Annotated in this window: 21 protein-coding genes and 1 pseudogene; 7 read left to right on the forward strand and 15 right to left on the reverse strand. The window is 58.4% G+C overall.

Annotation, left to right across the window (positions count from 1 at the left end; translation table 11 throughout):
* Positions 1 to 103 precede the first annotated feature (103 nt).
* The 3 genes from ACPYOP_RS10985 to ACPYOP_RS10995 all read right to left on the reverse strand — a co-directional run bounded on the left by ACPYOP_RS10985 (position 104) and on the right by ACPYOP_RS10995 (position 1,875).
* On the reverse strand, positions 104 to 622 hold the full coding sequence (locus tag ACPYOP_RS10985) for a Dps family protein (RefSeq protein WP_481410416.1): 519 nt from the start codon (positions 620 to 622) through the stop codon (positions 104 to 106).
* A gap of 43 nt (positions 623 to 665) precedes the next feature.
* Positions 666 to 848 (reverse strand): hypothetical protein, encoded by a 183-nt coding sequence (locus ACPYOP_RS10990; protein ID WP_481410417.1) that lies wholly within the window; start codon positions 846 to 848, stop codon positions 666 to 668.
* A gap of 274 nt (positions 849 to 1,122) precedes the next feature.
* Complete coding sequence (locus tag ACPYOP_RS10995; RefSeq protein WP_481410418.1) at positions 1,123 to 1,875, reverse strand: SDR family oxidoreductase; 753 nt, start codon at positions 1,873 to 1,875, stop codon at positions 1,123 to 1,125.
* A gap of 97 nt (positions 1,876 to 1,972) precedes the next feature.
* Here ACPYOP_RS10995 and ACPYOP_RS11000 point away from each other — a divergent pair, with 97 nt between their 5' ends.
* Positions 1,973 to 2,929, forward strand: a complete 957-nt coding sequence (locus ACPYOP_RS11000) for an AraC family transcriptional regulator (RefSeq protein ID WP_481410462.1) — start codon at positions 1,973 to 1,975, stop codon at positions 2,927 to 2,929.
* 78 nt (positions 2,930 to 3,007) lie between these two features.
* Here the strand turns inward: ACPYOP_RS11000 and ACPYOP_RS11005 are convergent, their stop codons facing one another.
* Both ACPYOP_RS11005 and ACPYOP_RS11010 read right to left on the reverse strand, forming a co-directional pair.
* On the reverse strand, positions 3,008 to 3,688 hold the full coding sequence (locus ACPYOP_RS11005) for a YoaK family protein (RefSeq protein ID WP_481410419.1): 681 nt from the start codon (positions 3,686 to 3,688) through the stop codon (positions 3,008 to 3,010).
* Positions 3,689 to 3,795: 107 nt separating this feature from the next.
* Entirely contained in the window at positions 3,796 to 4,752 is a 957-nt protein-coding gene (locus tag ACPYOP_RS11010; RefSeq protein WP_481410463.1) for an alpha/beta fold hydrolase, read from the reverse strand.
* On the opposite strand from ACPYOP_RS11010, the gene ACPYOP_RS11015 reads away from it, so the two are divergent.
* A complete protein-coding gene (locus ACPYOP_RS11015) occupies positions 4,637 to 4,882 on the forward strand; it encodes a hypothetical protein (RefSeq protein WP_481410469.1) in 246 nt (81 codons plus the stop codon). The genes ACPYOP_RS11010 and ACPYOP_RS11015 overlap by 116 nt on opposite strands.
* Before the next feature lie 25 nt (positions 4,883 to 4,907).
* On the opposite strand, the pseudogene ACPYOP_RS11020 reads toward ACPYOP_RS11015, so the two are convergent.
* The 9 genes and pseudogenes from ACPYOP_RS11020 to ACPYOP_RS11060 form a co-directional block, all read right to left on the reverse strand.
* Positions 4,908 to 6,218 (reverse strand): annotated as a pseudogene (locus ACPYOP_RS11020) (alginate export family protein); the annotation flags it as partial.
* 145 nt (positions 6,219 to 6,363) lie between these two features.
* On the reverse strand, positions 6,364 to 7,245 hold the full coding sequence (locus ACPYOP_RS11025; RefSeq protein WP_481410420.1) for a VOC family protein: 882 nt from the start codon (positions 7,243 to 7,245) through the stop codon (positions 6,364 to 6,366).
* Positions 7,246 to 7,379: 134 nt separating this feature from the next.
* Positions 7,380 to 7,811, reverse strand: a complete 432-nt coding sequence (locus ACPYOP_RS11030) for a DoxX family protein (RefSeq protein WP_481410465.1) — start codon at positions 7,809 to 7,811, stop codon at positions 7,380 to 7,382.
* 20 nt (positions 7,812 to 7,831) lie between these two features.
* A complete protein-coding gene (locus tag ACPYOP_RS11035) occupies positions 7,832 to 9,814 on the reverse strand; it encodes an amidohydrolase (protein ID WP_481410421.1) in 1,983 nt (660 codons plus the stop codon).
* Positions 9,814 to 10,101, reverse strand: coding sequence for a XapX domain-containing protein (locus ACPYOP_RS11040; RefSeq protein ID WP_481410422.1), 288 nt, complete (start codon positions 10,099 to 10,101; stop codon positions 9,814 to 9,816). Before ACPYOP_RS11040 ends, ACPYOP_RS11035 begins: the two co-directional genes overlap by 1 nt.
* 31 nt (positions 10,102 to 10,132) lie before the next feature.
* Positions 10,133 to 10,840 (reverse strand): alpha/beta fold hydrolase, encoded by a 708-nt coding sequence (locus ACPYOP_RS11045; RefSeq protein WP_481410423.1) that lies wholly within the window; start codon positions 10,838 to 10,840, stop codon positions 10,133 to 10,135.
* Between the two features lie 123 nt (positions 10,841 to 10,963).
* On the reverse strand, positions 10,964 to 11,620 hold the full coding sequence (locus ACPYOP_RS11050; protein WP_481410424.1) for a hydrolase: 657 nt from the start codon (positions 11,618 to 11,620) through the stop codon (positions 10,964 to 10,966).
* Between the two features lie 218 nt (positions 11,621 to 11,838).
* Positions 11,839 to 12,678, reverse strand: coding sequence for a helix-turn-helix domain-containing protein (locus ACPYOP_RS11055; RefSeq protein ID WP_481410425.1), 840 nt, complete (start codon positions 12,676 to 12,678; stop codon positions 11,839 to 11,841).
* Positions 12,679 to 12,839: 161 nt separating this feature from the next.
* A complete protein-coding gene (locus ACPYOP_RS11060; RefSeq protein ID WP_481410426.1) occupies positions 12,840 to 13,745 on the reverse strand; it encodes a helix-turn-helix domain-containing protein in 906 nt (301 codons plus the stop codon).
* Between the two features lie 385 nt (positions 13,746 to 14,130).
* Here ACPYOP_RS11060 and ACPYOP_RS11065 point away from each other — a divergent pair, with 385 nt between their 5' ends.
* The 5 genes from ACPYOP_RS11065 (at position 14,131) to ACPYOP_RS11085 (ending at position 17,976) form a co-directional block, all read left to right on the forward strand.
* Positions 14,131 to 15,201, forward strand: a complete 1,071-nt coding sequence (locus tag ACPYOP_RS11065) for a glycosyltransferase family 25 protein (RefSeq protein WP_481410427.1) — start codon at positions 14,131 to 14,133, stop codon at positions 15,199 to 15,201.
* A gap of 142 nt (positions 15,202 to 15,343) precedes the next feature.
* Positions 15,344 to 15,904, forward strand: a complete 561-nt coding sequence (locus tag ACPYOP_RS11070) for a polysaccharide deacetylase family protein (RefSeq protein ID WP_481410428.1) — start codon at positions 15,344 to 15,346, stop codon at positions 15,902 to 15,904.
* Between the two features lie 6 nt (positions 15,905 to 15,910).
* The gene (locus tag ACPYOP_RS11075; protein WP_481410429.1) at positions 15,911 to 16,912 is read left to right on the forward strand and encodes a glycosyltransferase; all 1,002 of its coding nucleotides are present in this window, start codon (positions 15,911 to 15,913) and stop codon (positions 16,910 to 16,912) included.
* A 424-nt stretch (positions 16,913 to 17,336) separates the two neighbouring features.
* Complete coding sequence (locus ACPYOP_RS11080) at positions 17,337 to 17,588, forward strand: type II toxin-antitoxin system prevent-host-death family antitoxin (protein WP_481410430.1); 252 nt, start codon at positions 17,337 to 17,339, stop codon at positions 17,586 to 17,588.
* Positions 17,581 to 17,976 carry a type II toxin-antitoxin system PemK/MazF family toxin gene (locus tag ACPYOP_RS11085; protein ID WP_481410431.1) on the forward strand — a complete coding sequence of 132 codons (396 nt, stop codon included), beginning with the start codon at positions 17,581 to 17,583 and terminating at the stop codon, positions 17,974 to 17,976. The genes ACPYOP_RS11080 and ACPYOP_RS11085 overlap by 8 nt, the downstream gene beginning before the upstream one ends.
* 136 nt (positions 17,977 to 18,112) lie before the next feature.
* Here the strand turns inward: ACPYOP_RS11085 and ACPYOP_RS11090 are convergent, their stop codons facing one another.
* Positions 18,113 to 19,486, reverse strand: coding sequence for an efflux transporter outer membrane subunit (locus ACPYOP_RS11090; protein ID WP_481410432.1), 1,374 nt, complete (start codon positions 19,484 to 19,486; stop codon positions 18,113 to 18,115).

A 19,486-nucleotide genomic window follows, 5' to 3' on the forward strand; every position in this document is an offset into this window, starting at 1 on the left:
GGGCTATTTTTGTATAGGCGCGAGAATTTCCCCGCACGACGCTGCCCTTTCACGGGCGACTTCCTGTCGCGGTTATCATCGGCGCTTTAAGGCTGCTGGCTGGTCAAGCATTGGTATTGCGGAGCGTCTCGAAGAGGAACCAGATGCGGCGCTCGCCCTCATCGATCCAATTTTCCAGCAGGCTGGCGGTGGCGACATCGTTATACTCGTCGCATGTATTGTGGAGAGCACGCATACTGGCGACGAGCGCGCCATTGTCGTCACGAAGTTCGGCGAGCATCTCATGCGGATGGACGAAATCGGCATCATTGTCCAATATGCGCTGGCGGCGGGCGATATCACCGATCGAACGAAGAGTTCCGCCGCCGAGCTTGCGGACACGCTCAGCGAGAGGGTCCGTCATAGCGAAAAGCTGTTCGCCCTGCTCGTCGAGCAACAGATGATAATCGCGGAAGCTCGGCCCCGACATGTGCCAGTGAAAGTTCTTGGTCTTGAGGTAAAGGGCAAAGACATCGGCAAGCAGGGTCGTGGCGCTGGCGGATATGTCGGTCACCGCCTCGTGACCGAGGCCCGTCGGGGTTTTCAATGGTGCCAAACGGCGCGATTTCACAGATTCATCCATCTCTCGGATCCTTCGGGAAAGGTTTCAGCAGTAGACTTTAACGTTACTCAAAGCGGCCGGTGGCCGGCACATCGCTGGCGGGAAATGTCTCCAGCAAGGCCTCGTCGAGGCGTTCTTCCGTAGCCGGTTCGATCGCGACCGGAAGCTCGAGGCGGAGGTCTTCCATTTCCGGGAGACTCTCTTTGCCGTCGCGAATATGGGCCTCGGTTCTCTTTGGCTCGATCATAAGGAAAATCCTTCACAAGGGTCGTAGACGATCATCATCCCGTTGGGCGCGAACTTCTTGAATATTCGCATTCAGATTTGGATTTCTCACCTGAACTGTATTCGGACGCCGGGGCTCGCCTGCTTCACGCCAATTGCAAACATCGTAATCGAAAAAGCGTCGACCCTTCGATGGTCCAAAAACAAGGGGAACCTTCGCCGGACTGCAGCATATTCCCCTTGATTGATTGGCCCAAGCGGAAGCGGTGTCACCGCTTTGGCTACCGCAGTTCCGGTTACAAACCTGCTTCGGCCATCCAAAGCTCTGCGTCAGCACCACCGGGAATACGCAAGGGGACAGACGGGTCGGTGGCAGCTCGCCAAACCGCCTCTGCCACGTCGGGTGCATGGGTCACGGGGCCTGTGTCTTCCTGCACACTCTTCACGAATTGTTGGAGCAGCGGTGCATAGTCCGGGTCGTCCATGCCACGCAGATGCGGGCGGGCATTGGCGCCAAAGCTTGTTTCCGGCGAACGGCCCGGCAAAACGATGTGGACGCGCACACCAAATGGCTCCATTTCCACCGCCAGCGACTCGGTGAAGGCGTTTACCGCCGCCTTGCTCGCGCGATAGACCCCAACGACTGGCAATGTCTTGACCGTCACAGTGGAAGTGACGTTGATGATGACTCCGGCCCGGCGCCGCCGCATTTGCGGCACGACAGCCTGAACCATTGCCAGTGTACCGATCGTATTGGTTTGAAACAGCGCCTGGACTGTTTCTGGTGCTGTCAGTTCGACCGGAGATGGCGCGCCGAAACCGGCATTGTTGACCAGAACGTCGATGCGGCCTGCCGCCTCCACTGCCTGCGCGATGCTTGCCGGATCGGTGACGTCGAGTGCAAGGACGCGCAGGCGCTTTGAGGCTGGCAGCAAATCTTCGTTGGGTGTTCGCATCGTCGCGATCACCTCCCAGCCCCTTTCGAGAAACAGTTTTGCGGTTTCCAGACCAAAGCCGGACGAGCAACCGGTGATCAATATCGTAGGCATAGGCATCTCCATATAAGGTGAACGACACTATGGTAGTGACCAGGCCGAAGACTTAATATAGGCTGCAGTCTGCATTTCTTTAGCGTTAGTCCTGATGATGGCCGTTGATCCTCTTGCCGAAATCGTCACTCTGCTACAGCCCGCCGCCCGTTTGTCGAAGCTGGTGGAATGTGCGGGTTCGTGGCGAATTCATCGCGAGGCGACGGGCGAACCATTCTATTGCGCGATCCTGGAGGGGAGTTGCCGCGTTACGTTCGGCAGCCATCAATCATTCATCCTTCAGGCCGGCGACTTTGTACTCGCGCCAGCGATGCGGAACCTTGTCAACGAGAGCATCGATGCGCCGGCCGATCTGTCCGCCATGTTCCCGACACAGGTCCGCGAAGGACATTTCCGAGTCGGACGCCATGACGGTCCTGCCGATCTGCGCATGCGGATCGGCCATTGCAGCTTCGGCGCACCGGATTCAGCCCTGCTTGTCTCACTGTTGCCGGATGTGGTTCTCGTTCGCGACCGGCCCCGGCTTGCCACGCTGATGCAATTGGTCGACGAGGAAACGCGCGAGCAGCGAGCGGCGCGCGAACTTGTGCTGGAACGGCTTCTCGAGGTGTTGTTGATCGAGGCATTGCGATGCGGAACGGAAGCCACATCCGCGCCTGGCCTGAGCCGCGGCTTGGGTGACGAACGCCTGGCGGCCGCGCTTCATGCAATGCATGCTCGCCCCGAACATCCTTGGACTGTCGCCGATCTTGCCAACGAAGCGGCGCTGTCCCGTTCGGCTTTCTTTGTGCGGTTCAACCGTATCGTCGGCCTCCGCCCGATGGAGTATCTGCTGGCCTGGCGCATGGCGCTCGCAAAGCAGCTATTGCGGGATCGGAATCTCGGAATCGATCGGGTGGCAGAACGCGTCGGCTACGGATCGGCAAGCACCTTTAGCGTTGCGTTTGCGCGATATGCCGGAATGCCGCCGGCTCGATATCGCGCACGGCAAGCTAAGAAAGCGATGGTGGACGTGATCGCCGGACTGGTACCAACATCGATGACATGGCTGTAACTGGAATCAGACATCTGCCGGTCGGACATTTCATTCTCCTGGGTTCGACAGATGCTGCGTTTTGGTGGTCTATGCCAATCAATCGCCTTCCGGCGTTTCGACATGCGCAACAAGCGCCAGGGCCGCTAGGACGGCAGGGGCGACAAAACTCCAGATGGGCGAGAGAATGAACGTCAGCGCCGCGATGGCGCAGCCCAATGCGAAGGCGACAACGGCGAGCACCATCCGCTTCAGACGCGAGTAGGCCGCGGCCGTGCTCTCCGAATGCCCGCCCGTGGCGATATCGGCAAGGTCGAGCATGATCTGGGTCGTCGTTCCGGTCATCAGGGTCGACGGCGGAGACTTCGCCAGATGAACGCGATGAATGCCATTCTGCACCGCCATGGCGGCAACGAGGACCATGCCGATTGCGAAGGCGGTCGAACTGTTCGGATCGCTGAAGGGAGCGTATGCCAAGGCGATCGCCGCAGCGATGACAAGCAACGCCAGCTTGACGACAAGAAGAGGACGCAGGACCGGCCAACCGCCGCGCTGCAGCCCCAGCCCGACGATCCGTGAGGCGAATACAACGGCGCAGAAAACCGGGAGTGCCAGGAGCTTCGACAGAGTGCCTCCCGTACCCAAGGCTATCGATGCGCCCAAAGTCACGAAGTTGCCTGTTACGTGCGCGGTGAACAGCCCGCCGAGCGCCAGGAAGCCGACAGTATCGACATATCCCCCGTTGAAGCTGAGCAGAAGAGGAAGCGGAACGGCTTTCATTGGTGGAGCCTCCTGGAGACCTTGGTAAAGTGCTCCGGCGCTTCGGGCACTGCTTTCGTGATGACCTGCCGCCAGCCTTGAGCTTAGCGGCAGGCGGGATCGTGTTGTCAGGCCTTGATGAAGGCGAGCAGGTCCGGATTGATGACATCGGCGTGGACCGTCAGCATGCCGTGTGGGTAGCCCTTGTAAACCTTCAGGGTACCGTTCTTGAGGAGCTTGACGGAGAGTTCGGCGGAGTCGGCGATCGGAACGACCTGGTCGTCATCGCCATGCAGGACGAGGGTCGGAACGGTGATCTTCTTGAGATCTTCGGTCTGATCTGTTTCGGAGAAGGCCTTGATGCCGTCGTAATGGGCCTTGGCGCTGCCCATCATGCCCTGACGCCACCAGTTTTGGATCACGCCCTGATAAACGGTCGCGCCCGGACGGTTAAAGCCGTAGAACGGGCCGGTGGGGAAGTCGACGAAGAGCTGCGCACGATTGTCGGCAACTGCCTTGCGGATGCCGTCGAAGACTTCGATGGGCAGGCCGCCCGGATTGGATTCCGTCTTCAGCATCAGCGGGGGAACGGCGCTGACGAGAACAGCCTTGGCGACGCGGCCCTGCGGCTGTCCGAACTTAGCAACATAACGAGCGACTTCGCCGCCACCGGTGGAGTGGCCGATATGGACGGCGTTCTTCAGGTTCAGATGTTCGGCAACTGCGGATGCATCGGCTGCGTAGTGATCCATATCGTGACCTTCGCTGACCTGCGAGGAACGGCCGTGACCACGACGATCATGGGCGACGACGCGATAGCCGTGCTGGACGAAGAACAGCATCTGCGCATCCCAGTCGTCCGAGGACAGCGGCCAGCCGTGATGGAACACGATCGGCTGGGCGTCTTTCGGACCCCAATCCTTATAGAAGATCTGTACGCCGTCTTTAGTTTCGACAAAGCTGGTGGTCATGGGCGGTATTCCTTTAGTCTTTGTGGAGGTGGCAGCGGAAAAGGCAAGAGACGGCATGGCTATCGCAGCGGAAAGGGTTGCGCCGGCCAGCAATGTTTGCCTGCGGGAAAACATTATCTCGATCGGGTTTTCAGACATCTTGGTAACCTTTGGCATGGACGTCGATTTCTTAGCCTGTGATGCGCCAGCGCCGCTTGTCCGATATTCGTCTTATTTGGATAAAGCTAAGGTCGCCGCAGGTTGACGGTGGGGATCGCTCGAAAAACCTGTCACCATGCGAAGCTCAGCTGAGCACCAAGGTAGTTGCCATTATGGCCTCCGGCACGACGTATAGTGTCGCCGACTTCATAGTGTACCGCCTCGATGGCGCCTGTCAGATTGGCATTGAAGGCATAGTCGAGCCTGATCTGCCCGTAAGCTCCCGACCACGCGCCGCCGCGACCCGCCGTTCCCGCGAGCGGCTGATTGGGCTGGACGTAGATCGCATCCGCGGTGGTTTGCCGCCACTGAAGGCCGACCGCCGCCATCAGCGTCATCTTGTCGGTTGGTTTCACTGTGATCGAAGGTTTGAGATGTATCAGGTTTGCGTAGCCGGTGTAGCCGGCGAGCGTGAAATAGTAACCGTTGGGAAAGAGAGGATTGAAGGTCCCGACAGTGCCGTCGCCGGGATTGTGGTCTCCCGAGGCCATATCGAACTGGAGGCCCAGCCTCGGAGTCCAGGATGCATCCTCGAAGGTGTACCCGCCGCGCGCGCCGATCGCCCAGGCTCGAATATCCTTGTCGCCGACGGAACCCAGCTGCCCCATTCCCTCAAGATCCCAATCGAAACCGCTCGAACTGCCGGCAAACCGGGTGTCGAATATATGCCGGTCTTCGTCTCCGGATCCGTCCAGATAATGTGCGTTGCGCTTCTGATAGAGCGAGTAGTAAGCGGAGAGTTCGTTGGTTCCCAGGACCTGCCGTTCCACGCGCAATGTGCTGAAGCGGAAGTCGCCGTTCGACGTATCGTCGAATGCCTCGTCGTTTCGATATTGGACCGGCTGGCTGACGAAGCCGATGAATCGCCAAGGCCCCGTTTCCCAGTCCGCCCAGACGGCATCGAAAGATTGACGCACGTTCGGCCCGTCGCGCGAGGAGACAAAGCGCTGAAGGTCGAATGCGAAATCCTGCCGGCCCACTCGGGCCTTGAAGGTGCCGGCATCGAAATCATGCGAGTAGGAGACAAACGCCAACCTTAGGTCCATTTTGTCGGCGTCGGCGGGACCAACGGACTGCTTCCCAAATGCACGGTCGTCTTCGAACTGGGTGAATATTTGCCAGTCATCAAACAAATGCAGATCGATGTGAAATTGCGCCCGCTGGATCACATAGCTGTCGCGCGCGATCCCTCCGATTCCGAAGCCTGGGGCGTTGTTTGTCTCAAATCGGTCTCGCAAATTCGCGCCGAACGATACGTAGGTTCCCGGATCACCAGACGAAAGCGGGAGGTATTTCAGGCTGTCGAGCGGCCGCGTCCTGAGCGTGGGATCAGCCAATGCAGACCAATCTTCCTGCCAACGATTGCTCTTGATCACAGGCCGTTTGGCTGGCGAGGATGAGTCGGCGGGGGTTTACCGCCGCCGACGAAAGGGCCAGCACCACAGCCGTTGAAACAAGGCATCGTTCGATCGTCATCTAAGCTCTCTCCAAGATCGAGCGACCGCGCTGGACGTGGCCGCGGCATCGTCATCGCGGCTTGGCAATAGAGTGGATCTCCGCGACGTAGCCGCCCGGAAATTCCACCATGGCAGCCCGACGATCGCCCGACTGAGAGGGCTCGACGAGGATCTTGACGCCCGCGTCCTTCGCCTTTTGCAAAGTGGCATCGAGGTCGACGACTTCATAGCCGGTCATCTCGTGACCGTAGGGGAAGGGCAAATGTCCGTCGGTGGCAAGGATCGTCATCTTGCCGAAATCAGATTCGATGCGAATCCGGTGGTACGCACTATCGGCGCGGCCGATTTCCACGCCGGGAGCCTTTTTATCGTCGGATACGACCTTGCCATGGGCGAACGTGGTGAAGTCGCGTACGAAAGCAACCACCGCGTCAGGCGATACGTAGACACGATTTTCAGGGATGGTCTCGAACGCCGCGTAGTTCGGCTTCGTGTTGTGCCAATAGAGCTGCATGTTGACACCGCCCGGCCACTGGATGACGGCATCGCGGCCGATCGGGTCCGGGAAAGGCGCGACGAGGACATCCGCGCCGGCTTTCTTCGCCGCGTTCACGGCCTTGTCGAGATCGGTGACGAGATAGCCGGTGCGCTCGGCGCCGAAGGGATAAGGAATTGGGGTCTTGAAGCCGAAGAGCGAAACAGTTCCGGCGGGCGTCTGCAGGAGTTGCGAGGTCGTGCTGCTTGGCGTCGGCGTAACGTTTGCCACGACCTGCTTGGTGCTGGTGCCGCCAAAGGTAGCGAGGAAGCCCTTGACGAAGGCGTCTACATCAGCCGGCTCGACGTAAACATGGGTGGTATCGTATTGAGGCGCGACGGCAAACTGGGGGGCAGCTAGCGCCGGGGTACCGCCAAGCGCAATCAAGGCGGCGAATGCGAGGGAACGGCAGATCATCAGGGCTCTCCTTGGTGGTTGTGGCGGCAGGGCTGAGGCAGGCCATGTCGCTTCTATGGGAAAAAGGTGCAATCAATTAGCGATCGGCATACGCCTCTGATCTCTGCCGGGGTCGGGTTAAATACCAGTCCTCTTCAAGTTCGGCCGGTCTGCCGCTCTGTAAGATCGAGCCAGGCGACAAGCAAGAAGCCGCCGACGAGGCCGAGATGCTCGAAGAAGGAATTGGCGGCCATGAAGCGTTCCATGCCGGGCGGCAATTCCCAGAAGCGCAATGCCAGGAAGGTAGCGAGCAACGTGAAGGCACCGAGCCCCAGCGCGCCAAGCCAGCGGAAGAAACCAACAAGGATCATCACGGAAGCTGCAAGCTCCAGGATGATGACGAGCGCGGCGAAGGGCGGGGCCGGTGACAGGCCGAAATGCGTCATCTCACCGATCGCGGCCGGAAAGTCCGTGAGCTTGTTGAGGCCGCCCTGGAGATAGGCGGCGCAGAGGCCGAGATAGGCAAGGAAGCGCATCCAGCGCGCCCCGAAGAGAGGGCGCGCAAGTGATGCGAGTTTCGTTTCCATGGATCCCATTCCGCTTCTCCTCAAACTGCCCAGCAGGCGCAGCCGAGCGCGCCGAAGAACCCTTTGAGGTCGGCAATCGGCAGCTTCGAGGTCCAGGCGTTGGCATGGGCATGGCCGTGGACGTTGCAATCATTGGCGCAGCCGCAGGAGGCGATCATTCGGCGATGCAGGGAATTCTTGCCCGCGCCCTCCGGCTCGCCCCAGGCGGCATAGCCCTTGAAGCTGCGCACCGGCGACCAGTCGGGCATGGCGGGCGGAACTTCATTTTCATCGAGGCTGGCGAATTCACCGGCGCCGTAGACGATCTTGCCGCCGACCATGGTGAGTTCGGAGGTGAGGAAGGAAATCTCGTCCTCGGCGCAGGCGAAGAAATCTTTGTCCGGCACGATGAGATCGGCGAACTGGCCCTTCTCGATGCGCCCCTTCTTGCCTTCCTCGTTGGAAAACCAGGTGACCTTCTCCGTCCACATCCTCAGCGCGGTCTCGCGATCGAGGCAGTTGGCACGGGGATAAAGCTGCATACCACCGACAGTCTTGCCGGTGACCATCCACGAAAGCGAGACCCACGGATTGTAGGAGGCCACACGGGTGGCGTCCGTACCCGCCGAGACGTTCACGCCCTTTTCCAGCATCCGCGCGATCGGTGGCGTCGCTTCCGCTACGCCATGGCCGTAACGTTCGACGAAATATTCGCCCTGATAGGCCATGCGGTGCTGGGTGGCGATGCCGCCGCCAAGCGCGGCGATGCGGTCGATCGAACGTTCGGAGATCGTTTCGGCATGATCGAAGAACCAGTTCAACCCTTCGAGCGGAATATCCCGGTTGACCTTTTCGAAGACGTCCAGCGCCCGGGAGATCGTCTCGTCGTAGGTGGCGTGCAGACGCCAGGGCCAGCGGTTTTCGGCAAGCACCCGCACGACCTCTTCGAGCTCACCTTCCATCTCCGGCGGCATGTCGGGACGCGGCTGGCGGAAATCCTCGAAGTCGGCGGCGGAAAAGACCAGCATTTCGCCGGCACCATTGTGGCGGAAATAGTCGTTGCCCTGCTTGTATTTCACCGAGGAGGTCCAGTTGAGGAAGTCTTCCTTCTCGGCCTTCGGCTTCTGGGTGAAGAGATTGTAGGCCAGCCGCACGGTCATCTGACCTTCGTCGGCAAGCTTCTGGATGACGGCGTAGTCGTCGGGATAGTTCTGGAAGCCGCCGCCTGCATCGATGACTCCGGTGACGCCGAGACGGTTCAATTCCCGCATGAAATGGCGGGTGGAATTGACCTGATAGTCGAAGGGCAGCTTCGGTCCCTTGGCGAGCGTCGAATAGAGGATGCCGGCATTCGGTTTGGCAAGCAGCATTCCGGTCGGATTGCCTGATGCATCGCGGGTGATCTCGCCGCCGGGCGGGTTCGGTGTGTCCTTGGTATAACCAACCGCGCGCAGCGCCGCAGCATTCAGAAGCGCACGGTCATAGAGATGCAGCAGGAAGACCGGTGTATCGGGGGCGATCGCATTGATTTCGTCGATGGTTGGCAGGCGTTTTTCGGCGAACTGGTGTTCCGTGAAGCCGCCGACGACACGCACCCATTGCGGCGGCGGGGTGATCGCCACCTGGCGCTTCAGCATGTCCATAGCGTCAGCAAGCGAACGCACGCCATCCCAGCGCAGCTCCATGTTGAAGTTCAGGCCGCCACGGACGACGTGAGTGTGGTTGTCGATCAGGCCTGGTAACGCGCGCCTGCCCTTGAGGTCGATGACTTTGGTATCAGGCCCGGCGAGCGCCATGATCTCGGCGTCGTGGCCGACGGCGAGGAACTTGCCGTCCTTGATCGCGACGGCGGTAGCGGTCGGGTTGGAACGGTCGAGCGTAGTGATCAGGCCATGGTGAAAGACCAGGTCAGCATGCATGGTATCTACTCCGGTCTTGAGAGGATCGGCGGCGATGGCTGATGAGAAGAGGTTCGAGAATGCCAGCCCCGATGCCCCGCCGAGGAAGGTACGGCGCGTGGTCATCAGCTCCGCTCCTCCACGTTCGCTTGAGCTCGCCCGGCGACATCCGCTGGATTGCCACCCTTCGGCAGGTGACCGAACATATGCGGCTTGATCTGGTGTATCCACGAGACGGCAGCCGGTTCTTTGTTGATCAGTGTCTTGGCGAAGGGAACGATCTGCTCGCCGACAAGGATGCCCAGGAGACCGACAAGGGCTACGACCGGCGGCGCCGGCGAGCGGACATTCAGCAGGCTATAGACGATGCCGACAAGCAAGCCGGCTGCCAGGGAATACAGATAGATTTTCATGGGGGTTGTCCTTTTCCATACTTCTCGACAACTAGGCGGCGGTTGCGTCGGCAACGGCTTCGAGGATGACCGAGGCAACGGCCTCCGGTTGCGAAAGCAGTGACATGTGGCTGGCTTTGAGTTCGGTCGTGCGGGCGTTCAGCTTCCTTGCCAATTCCCGCTGAAGCTCTACGCTGACCGCTCGGTCTTCGGTTGAAATCACGTACCAGTTCTTGCGGTTCGCCCAAGCAGCCTTGCTCACCTTGTCGGAGAAAGCGCCGGCGCCGAGCGGCGGCTGGGTGGCAGCGAGAACCCGCGCATCCTGTTCCGGAAGATCCTGCGCGACGGCGTTGATCCAGCCGTTCACGCTCATCATGTAGCTGCCGCTGCGGTCGGAGCTTACCTCCCCCAGACCGGGGGGCGCTGGGTGAGCCGCGACCTGATCTCCAGTTGATTGACCGACATCCGGTGCAAACGCCGCCACGAAGACTAGAGCCTTGACCTTCGGGTCGTCGCCAGCTTCCGTGATGACGGTTCCTCCCCAGCTATGACCGGCGAGAACGACAGGCCCATCGATCTCGTTCAGCACGTGGCGGGTGGCCTCGACATCCGCCGACAAAGATGAGGTCGGGTTCTGCACCGCGACAACGGCAACGCCCTGCTTCTGCAAAAGGGAAATAACGGATCTCCAGCCCGATGCGTCCCCCCAGGCCCCATGCACGAGGACGACGGTCGCGCTATTCGGTAGTGAAGCGGTCATGACGAGCTCCGTGCACATGACAGAAAGGAAATGGGGGATACCGTGGCGCAAAGGCGAGTGCACCACGGGAAAGATCGAAGGGCAGGCAGCCGCATCGCATGAGTACGAGCGGCCGTTCGCTCCTCAATGACCTTCGGACGCGCCGAACATCGTCTTTGCGTAGATGATGCCGAGGCCGTAAGAGCCGCCGAACTTCTTGGCGATGCCCGTCGTCATGTCGTAGGTCTCGGTCCGCGCCCAATCGCGCTGAAGCTCGAGCAGATACTGGAGCGAGGTCATCGGCTGAGCGCCGGCCTGAATCATGCGGTCCATCGCCCGGTTGTGGGCTTCGTCGGAGACGTCGCCGCAGGCGTCGGCCAGTACGAAGACTTCAAAGCCCTGCTCGATCGCCGACAATGCCGGGCCGACGATGCAGACGCCCGTCCACAGACCGGAGAGCACGATGCGCTTCTTGCCGATGCGGTTGATCTCTTCGATGACAGGAGCGTCCTCCCAGGTGTTCATCGAAGTGCGGTCGAACAGCTTCTGGCCGGGAAACGCATCGGTGATTTCGGAGAACATCGGACCGGAGAAGCTCTTTTCCGCAACCGTGGTCAGAATGGTGGAAACGCCGAAACCCTTGGCGCCATTAGCGACGAGAGCTGCATTGTTCCGGAGATTGACAGCATCGATGCTCTTCGTCGCAAAAGACATCTGCGACTGAAAGTCGATCATGATGAGCGTATGGTCCTTCGGAGTAAGAAGCTTCGAGCCCGGCGTCGGTGTCGCGTTTACGGTCATTGTGTTTTCCTCAAAAGCGTTGAGCTGAATTGCGTTGACGGCGCGGATGATGCCCGCTGCGGGAGCAATCTTCTTGTCGCTTAGAGGGATAGTTTGGATATTTGGACTGTTTCGGCGGCCGGATATCAGACGGCGCCGAAAGGAGACGAGCCCCAGCTCGAGACGGAATCTGACGGGAAGTTTTTCGCCAAAGCGTAAGCTTCTGGCCGGCTGCGACCTTATGAGGTCTTATCGCCGAGTTTCAAACGGTTCTGCCGGCGCCAGGTGCCAGGAGGCTCTCCCGCAATATCCGAAAACACTCGTGTGAGATGGCTCTGATCGGCAAAACCGCACGTTGCGGCGACTTCTTGAATCGAAAAATCGGCAAGCAGAAGATCTTTGGCCTTTGAAATCCGATACTCCATGACCCAGCGGTATGGCGTCCGCCCGAATGTCTCCTTGAAGGCCCTATTAAAGTAACTGCGGGACAGGTTGCAGAGTTCGGCGAGTTCGGTGATCGAGACCTGCGTGAAGGCATTGGCAGTCAGGAACTCCAGCACCCTTTTTTCCTGCCATGGCGCCAGAACGCCATTCCTGCTCGTCGGAAAATATTGCCTGGCATAGGTATGGGTCAGATGCGTCAAAAGAACCAAACTGATTTGCTCAAAGAACAATTGGTTGGCCTCATGTCGGTTGACGAGATAAGGCAAAACGGCCTGAGCAAGGCCAAGAATGACGTCGTCCCTGGTGCCGGGCCGACAGTCGAATCCGTCGAATTGCGGGCGTCCGATATCCTCCAGGAAAGAGCGCACGAAGGACAGCGGGATATTGAACCTCAAATTATCGAAAGGCGAGAGATGATGGCACTGCCATTCATTTCTGAGATCGGTAATAGCGATCGCGCCTTTGGGATGCCCGCCTTCGAAAATGAGCTCGTTGTTCTTCCAAAGTCGGTGCATTCTGAAATCGGCGAGCTGGATGATGACAGAGACCGCCTCGTCGCGCTTGCTCGCCGGGGCGATCGGAAGATCATCCTTGTCGTAGCACAGGCGCGTGATCGTGATAGCCGACGCCTTCATCGTCCATTGACTGGGAGCAGGCGTTCTGGGCGCGTTATTATCCCCCGATTGTCTTTCCAATGTCCACTCCGGCCAGCACCCCTACAGCCACAACGGTAGAGTATTTCCCTGGTAAATTCCAACGATTTTTTTACGAAAAAACTCCTTTCCCTTAGCTTAAATTAGTTAAGGCACCCGGCGCGCCAGACTGCCGGTGTCACACCGGTTTCACGGGAGAAAACCTTCGTAAAATGACTTTGATCCACAAATCCGCATGCGTTCGCGATCGTTTTCAGCGATGATTCGCTTCCACGCAGCAGCTCCTTTGCGGCGTCCACGCGTATGTGCATCAGCCATTGGTGAGGCGTGATGCCAGTTACTTTCTTAAATCCCTGCGAGAAATGATTGGCGGAGAGACCAGCCGCCGCGGCGATTTCCGCGACGGACAATTCGCAGGCAAGGTTTTTTCTCATGAACTCTTTTGCCGCCGCCTCACGATTGAAGGGAAGGATCGTGTCGTCCGCGCCAGCCTCCGTCTCGCCGAGAGGGTCCTCGATCAGATGAGAGCAGATCGCAATTGCCAGGTGTCTGAGGAGCGCTTCCCGCGCACCGGTTTCTCGATCAAAGAGGGAAAGGATGATGTCGGTGAGATTGCTTAGAACCGGATCCCTCTCGCCTCTTCGGCACCGCAGCTCGATTTTCGGGCTTGTGCTGGATAGCTCCCCGACTTCCTCTATAAGCGTCTTTGGCAGTAAAAAAGTAGCTGAATGAAGGTCAGCATATAAGACGATTGACGCCCCTTCGGAAAGATCGACAAGGCAGACCGATCCCCGCTCGAACTTTCGCGGCAGCGTCCTAGTCCCATCAGCCAGGATATCGCAATGATGGGCTTGTTTGGTGTAGACCATCAGGAAATAAGCGTCGCACACGGGAAGGGAGACAATCGGCCTCTCGCCACCCGGGACATCCTTGGCTATTCTCGTAACGCAAATCGATGAAGCTCTGACAGGCACCGCGTGCAACGCGGCAGCCTCGGGAAGCCCGAAATACGGGCCGAGCGTTTTCAGTTCAAGATAGTCCAGGCTCAATCCCTCTCCTCCAAGACGCCTCCGCGCCTGTGGCATCCGTGAGAACATTTCGGCTGCAGCAGGACCATATTAATTCTGCTGAACGCCCGCGCAATGCTCATTCTCACGGAAAATCAGGTTTCAACCGCGGTGAGAACAAGCGTTGCGATAACGATCACAACTATCTTGTACAATCTTATGGCAACAACCGAAAAGGCCACCAATCCGCAAAACTGGACTGACTGTGGCTGATTTTCCATTCTCAGTATGATATCCGGAGGCTCTGCAGGTCAGAGCCTGTTCTCCGGCGATCTCCTGAAGTCGAACTCGCGAGACCCCGCATAACGCAATCATAGGCCTTGTCACGCTGTCGTTGGCTTACCGGTTGGCGGATGGCAGCGATTTGATGAGCACGCCCGCGATCAGCTGCAAGAACCACCACTTTCTGCCGAAGGTCACTGTCCATTCCCTTGCTGCGCTGGCCGCATACTCGATATTTTTTGCATCAAGTGTCAGCCCATTCTCCACGCAATCTGGATATTGCGGTGCTCTAAGCTTTTTCCAGAAGCACGATCCGAACGTGGAAGGGAAGATCTTGAAACACGACAACTCCTGCCCGGCGAACAGAAAAGCGACGACTGCACGGCGAACGCCCTATTCTGTTTGCGAAGCATCTCAGCTTAGTTTCTCCTCCCAGTTCAGGCGCCAGGATAACCTATCCACAATGGGCTTCATCATCCACTTGCTGCGCGTCAAACAGCGCCAGCAACATGCTGAAAGGCTGTTGAAACTTCTTCCTTTTTCCACATCGATTTTGCCCGCTGTCGACGGTCGCCTGCTTCTGAAGCGGGAGCGGCGAGAGTTCTATCAACGACACTTGCATCAGCCTTTCTATCCCTTCGAGCTTACCAACGCCGAGATCGGTTGCTTCCTTTCGCACCGAAAAGCATGGCAGGCAATTGTCGATCAAAACATCGATATCGCTTTCGTCATGGAGGATGATATCGAACTTGATGACGGCTTTTACAGGAGCCTCGCACTGGCGCTCGCCCATATAGGTCCCGACGATCTCATACGGTTCCCGATCCGTAGAGGTCGTGAGAGCGGCCGTCAGATCGCCACAGCCGGCAAGTTTGCCTTGATCGAGCCCACCTGCCCCGGGCTTGGAATGGGAGCGCAACTGGTCACCCGCGGCGCAGCAATCAAGTTGCTCAAGGCAACCGAACAAGTGGATCGACCCGTCGATGTGTTCTTGCAGATGTTTTGGTTGACGGGCGTCGTGCCGAAGTCGATCACGCCCCATGCCATTCACGAGATTTCCGGCACATTGGGCGGGAGCACGCTCAAACGACGCGAGCCGCTCTTGCAGAAATGCATCCACGAGATCTTGCGCCCGCTTTATCGCAGCAGGATCAAACGGCTCGCTCGATTGGCCGGTAAACGTCGCATTCTGCCCTCCAATGTTGCGGCAAGATAGCATGTCGATATCGATTTTAAGATACAGCCAGATCGCTGACCCCGCTGAGCAAGGTATCTACCTCCGCTATCGAACCGTTCCCCCGAGCAATTTTCGCATCCAGATGCGACGATTGAAGAGACTGGGATTTACCGGATTATCCATGCGTGATCTCAAGCCGTATTTGCGCGGAGAAAAGTCGGGCAGAGTCTTTGGCATCACCTTTGACAATGGCTTTCGGGGCGTTCACACGGATGCTCTACCGACCCTTCAAGAATTGCAATTTACAGCGACAAGCTATTTTGTCGCGAGCCAAATCAGCGGATTCAATATTTGGGACTCACCGTTCGGGGCTCCATACTCGCAATGCATGTCGAAGGAAGAGATACTGGAATGGCTGCAAATGGGCCAGGAAGTCGGTGCCCATGGTCTTGATCATATCGCGCTGACGGAAGTCTCAACTGCGGAGGCAAGACGGCAAATCACCCTTGCTCGTTGCACACTCGAAGACATGTTGGGAACTTCGGTCGACAGCCTCTCCTATCCGTATGGCGCCGTGTCTGAACAGGTCAGATATGTCGTTGAGCAGGCTAGCTATGTCAGCGCGACCACGACCTTTAGCGGAAGGATCTTACCCAAGGACGACATGCTGTGGTTACCACGGCAGACGGTTCGCCAAGTGGATAGCTGGCTTAACGTCTTGAGTAAATGTGCGCTCCGTTAGATCCCGATGAAGTTATCTCTCCTTTATAAAGCAGGTGGTCGCGAGAGAACGATTTGCGTGGGGACCGTCACGCGTGCAAGGCCGCAAATGCTTTCAAATCTTCTGGAATCCTATAGTAGGCTGAAGGTGCCTGACGGAATTCGTCTCCATTTCATCATCATCGAGAACAATGAAACGGCTTCGTTAGATCAAGCTATCGAGAAATTTCGAGAGCAAGTACCGAAGTCGGCCGTTCAATACGAGCTGGAGACGCGGCTTGGGATCGCCTTTGCTCGCAACCGCGCCCTTGAAGCTGCCCTTGCAACCGGCGGCGACATATTAACCTTTGCCGACGATGACGAAACTGTCGAGGAAGACTGGCTCACACAACTGCTTGCTGCGCGGGACGCTCAGGATTTTGATATCGTAGCATCGCCTGTCAGGCTCGCGCCGCCACCGGCAACCGCCTCTTCATGGAACAGGATGGTTTGGTCCGGAATGGACAGAATGAATCGCAACAGCGAAGCGAAATCCATTCGTCTCGTCGAGAGGGGAAAAGCCAAGCACATCAAGCTGGCAACCGGCAGCTGGATGGGAAAGCTGGAATTCTTTCGTCGCACCGGCCTTCGTTTCGACAACACACTTGGCTTAGCGGGTGGCGAGGATTGGCAATTGTGGACCGATGCACTGAAGCTCGGCGCTTCTACGACTTGGACACCCCATGCAGTTTCCCACGAGACGGTTCCCATCGAGCGCTTGACACTCCGTTACCAATACAGGCGCTCTCGGGATCACAGCAGCATCTTGATTGAAAGACGAAATAGCAAGGGCTCAAAAGTGGGGTGGCCACGGATGTTTACCTCGATTTTGGGACGAGTGTGGACGCTGAGCTATTGCATTCTCGCTGCGCCATTGACCGGTGGCAGGACGTTGGTGCGCGCGGCAGCGTGCCTGGGCAGCATAGTTGGGTTGCTGCGGGGTCGTCTCGGGTTCGCGTCGCTGCATTATCAGACGACCAGCGGCTCTTAGCGCCCGACCGGAAATAAGTTGAGTGAAGTCAGCTAGTTGTGATTCCGTTTATTTGCTTGGGAAGAACAGAGACCACAATGAATTGGACTGATTTCACCGGTGGGCAATATGCTCGACGCACGAGCCGGTACGCAACCCGTGCTGCCGAACGCAAGGCACTCATGGCCGAACAGGCCCACGCCGTGGCGCAAGACTGAGCGTTCCGTAATCCAACGTGCCGGTTGAAAGCTCGCGCTTGGCCGCTACAATCAGACAGACGCTCGGTAGATATCAGCCGGGCGGCCTGCGATAACATACGCTCGGCAAGAGCCTCATTTCGGGAACGGATGGTGGCTTACTCCAGTCATTCAATCTGATAATCGCATTTCAATTGCATATTTCGCATGAAATACGTATTTTACGTAAAATCTTTCGTGAGGCAGCCATGAAGCAGTTTACTTTTTCCGACATGAACCGTGCCTCCGGGGAAATCCTCGAGGCGGCGCTGATCGAGCCAATTGCGCTCACCAAACGCGGCAAGCCAAAGCTGGTGATCCTGACAGCCGAAGCCTATGGTAGGCTGAAGGGGCAGCCGCAAGCACAAAGCTACCGGCTGGAGGATGCGCCGGAACACATTCACAACGAATTAATGGAAGGCATCGACGCGATCCTCGACGGGACGCATCGCGATGCTTGAGCGGGGACAGATCGTCCGCTTCCATTATCTTTGGGCGCGCCAGGCACAGGCCGGCGAGGAATCAGGCCGCAAAGCACGGCCGGTCTGTATTGTCGTGCGCTCACCCGGTAACCCCGGCGCTGTCTATCTGTTTCCGATCACGTCGCAGGAACCCAAGCCCGAACGAGTCGTCCTTTCCTTTCCAGAGATGGAGTGCCGCCGAGCGGGCCTTTCCTTTCCCTGTTGGATCATCCTCGACGAATATAACCGCGTCGAACTGGACAAGGCTTTCGACTTCGAGTCGATCAGGCCGATCGGCAATGTGAGCGCAGCTTTTCTCGAAAAGATCGCAACCGCAGTGAAGAAGGCTTCGGCAAACCGTTTGCTAAAGGGCATCACACGCTCATAAGCGTAGATGGATTTCAGGGCGTCCTGCCGGTAAGTTCGGTACGAGAGAATAGCTCGACCATAGAGCGGCGGCTTCACCCGACTGCTGGGTGCGTCCATGCTCGACTGTTTGCGCCCAACGCACCGCTCGTGACCTCCTAATCGCCAGTCGTGACGCCGCCACCGAGCGCGCGGTACGATACTGATTCATTGACGAGTTGGGCGAGCCGGACGTCGGAAAGAGAGACCTCGGCGGCGCGGCGGCGCTCCTGTGCGTCGAGCCAGACGCGCAAGGTGATGGCGCCTGCCCGATACCGCGCCTCGGTTAATCTTTCCACTTCCCGCGCGGCGGAATGGGCATTGCGCAGGCGGCGTGCTCGTTCGGCATAATCGGCGCGGGCTCCGAGCGCGTTGGCGACATCGGCGAATGCATTCAGCAAGGTGGTGCGGAAGCCAGCAACGGCCTCGTCATACTGCGCCCTAGAAACGGTGACCGTCAGCTTCATATCCTTGAGGTTGAGAAATGAGAGGGTGGCACCAAGGCCCAAGGTCGCAACTGGGTTGGAGATGTAGGAAATGAGCTGCTGGCTGCTGGTGCCGAGTCCGCCGGTAAGCGAGATCGCAGGATAGAAGCTGGCGCTGGTCGCGTCGACGCCTCTCAGTGTGGCGCGCAACCGTGCCTCGGCAGCCCGAAGTTCGGGGCGACGGGCAAGCAGGTCGGCGGGCAAACCCGCCGCAATCACTGGCAGTCTCCTCCGCGGCAAGCCCTGCGGTTCGGGAACCGGGCTGGACGCGCCATTCAAAAGCACGGTGAGCACGTTGCGCAGGACAAGCCGCGCCTGCCGCAATTCGGATATCCGAGCCGCCTGCGTTTCGACAGTTTGCTCCACCTCGCGAAGCTCCAGGTCCGACGCCGCACCGCTTTCCACCTGGGTCCGCACCAGAGCCTGTATCTGACTGACATAAGCAAGGCTGCTTTCGGCCGAGGCGATCGACTGATTGGCATGGGCGATGCGAAACCATGTTTCGATCGTCATGCCAATCGTCGCAAGGCGCGCTGCCTGGTAATCCTCGACGGTTGCCTGGGCTTCAAAGCCTGCATTGTCGCGCTGCGCTGCCAGCCTGCCCCATAGATCGACCTCGTAGGAAACGCCGATGGACGCAGACGACGACGAAGACGAAGCAACGTCTCCGTCGAGCGGCTGGTTATTGGAACTGGCGAGATTGCCGTTCAGCTTTGGAAATTGGACATTTGCAGCAAGGTCTGCCTGCAAGCGTGCTCTGCGAACGCGAAGAGCAGCGGCGAAGACATCGTTATTGCGGGCGACCACTTCGCCGATCAGCGTTGTGAGTTTGGAATCTCCAAAAGCAATCCACCACTGATCAGTGCTGGCCGGCGTAGCGTCTGCACGGGCAGAGGCCGACCATGTTGGCCAGGCAGGTAGATTGGGGCGCACAAAAGGTGTCGACAGACTGGTGCAAGCGACAAGGACAGCAGAACAACAAGCTACAATAAATCTGACGAAGACCAT

This window comes from Rhizobium sp. KNZ2-6A (assembly GCF_056755475.1).